Below are 1,936 nucleotides of genomic sequence, written 5' to 3'. Positions count from 1 at the left end.
TATCAGCGCCTGTGCCATCCGTATGCATCGCCGAACAACGCCTGTTGGTCACATGACAACCGCGCGGCGGGGTTGCGTATTCCGGCCAGTGCGCCGGTCGCTCGTCGGGTCGAAAACCGTTTGCCGGGGGCTGATGCCAACCCTTATCTGGCCATCGCCGCGAGCCTGGCTGCAGGCCTTTACGGCATTGAACATGAGCTGGAGCCAAACGCGGCCATTCAGGGCGAATTCGAAGTGCCGGACAATCTTTCGCTGCCATGTACCTTGCACGCCGCACTGGAGCGTCTGAAACGCAGTCAGCTCGCCAAGGAACTGTTCGGCGCGGAGTTCATCGAAGGCTACATCGCTACGAAAACCCTGGAGTTGACCAGCTTCTTTGATGAAATAACTCCCTGGGAACGGCGTGTTCTAGCAGCCCAGGCCTGACGAACTGTCGCCACCGGACTATCGTTTGATAGTCCGGTACTCACTGCAAGGAGCCGCTCGGAACGCCGATGCGCCAAATCTGGAAATCCTTTCGAGCGCTGTATTTTGCCTCGCTGATGATGTTGATCGGCTCGGGCCTTCTATCCACTTATCTGGCGTTGCGCCTGGCGGCTGACCATGTCGATGGACTGTGGGTCGGTGCGCTGATGGCGGCCAACTATTTCGGTCTGGTGCTGGGCGGCAAGATCGGTCACCGGTTGATTGCCCGGGTCGGACACATTCGCGCCTATTCCGCATGTGCCGGGATCGTCGGTGCGGCGGTGCTCGGGCATGGTCTGGTCGACTGGCTGCCGGCGTGGCTGGTGCTGCGGACCATCGTCGGTCTGGGCATGATGTGTCAGTACATGGTGATCGAGAGCTGGCTCAACGAGCAGGCCGATGCCAATCAGCGTGGCCTGGTATTCAGCGGCTACATGATCGCTTCGTACCTGGGGCTGGTGCTGGGGCAGTTGATTCTGGTCATGCACCCCGGCCTTGGGCTGGAGCTGCTGATGCTCGTCGCGCTGTGCTTCGCGCTATGCCTGGTGCCGGTGGCGCTGACCCGGCGGATTCACCCGGCACCGCTGCATCCGGCGCCGATGGAGCCGCGCTTCTTCATCAAGCGCGTGCCGCAGTCGTTGAGCACGGTGCTGGGCGCCGGTCTGATCATCGGCTCGTTCTACGGTCTGGCACCGCTGTATGCCTCGCAGCAGGGGCTGTCGACCGAGCAGGTCGGTCTGTTCATGGGTAGCTGCATTTTTGCCGGGCTGCTGGTGCAGTGGCCGCTGGGATGGTTATCCGACCGTTACGACCGGGCGCTGCTGATTCGCTGCTTTGCCGGGTTTCTCGCGGTGGCGGCATTGCCGTTGGCGATCCTGCCGCAGGTACCGCTGGAGGTTTTGTTTGTCGTCGGGTTCATGTGCTCATTGGTGCAATTCTGCCTGTATCCGCTGGCAGTGGCGTTCTCCAATGACCACGTTGAAGGCGATCGCCGGGTTTCGCTGACGGCGATGCTGCTGGTGACTTACGGGGTTGGTGCGAGCATCGGACCGCTGTTGGCCGGCGTGCTGATGAAGTTGTTTGGCAGTCAGAGCCTTTACGCGTTTTTCAGTTTCTTCGCGCTGTTGCTGGTGTGGCGGATACGCCCGAAAGCGGTGACCAATCTGCATCAGGTCGACGACGCTCCGCTGCACCACGTGGCGATGCCCGACAGCATGTCCAGCTCGCCGCTGGTGGCAGCGCTCGACCCGCGGGTGGATGAGCAGGTGGTGCAGGAGCAGATGCAAACCACGGTTGCGCCGGAACCGGAACCTGCGCCAGAGCCCGAAGTGCAGCCAGAAGTCGCGGCGGAAACTGAGTCGGCTGATGAGGGCGATAAACCGACACCGGATATCAGTGGTGCCAGACCCTGAGTCGGGTGAGGGTAAGGCTGTTCGCAGAAAGACACTGTAACTGTGGCGAGGGAGCTTGC

The 1,936-nt window shown here is 61.5% G+C and carries 1 protein-coding gene and 1 pseudogene; both read left to right on the top strand.

Annotation, left to right across the window (positions count from 1 at the left end; all coding sequences use genetic code 11):
* Positions 1-426, top strand: a pseudogene (locus DBR18_RS29015) (glutamine synthetase); the annotation flags it as partial.
* A 68-nt stretch (positions 427-494) separates the two neighbouring features.
* Positions 495-1,877: an MFS transporter gene (locus DBR18_RS10175; protein ID WP_108590223.1), complete on the top strand. Its 1,383-nt coding sequence runs from the start codon at positions 495-497 to the stop codon at positions 1,875-1,877.
* Positions 1,878-1,936 lie beyond the last annotated feature (59 nt).

This window comes from Pseudomonas sp. HMWF021, assembly GCF_003061005.1.
Taxonomy (GTDB): domain Bacteria; phylum Pseudomonadota; class Gammaproteobacteria; order Pseudomonadales; family Pseudomonadaceae; genus Aquipseudomonas.
Note: the sequence above shows the minus strand (reverse complement) of the source record. Positions and strands in the feature narration are given on the sequence as shown.

Bases quoted from the DNA above. Each gene is read 5' to 3' on its own strand.
- DBR18_RS10175 (WP_108590223.1), top strand. From the start codon at position 495: ATGCGCCAAATCTGGAAATCCTTTCGAGCGCTGTATTTTGCCTCGCTG.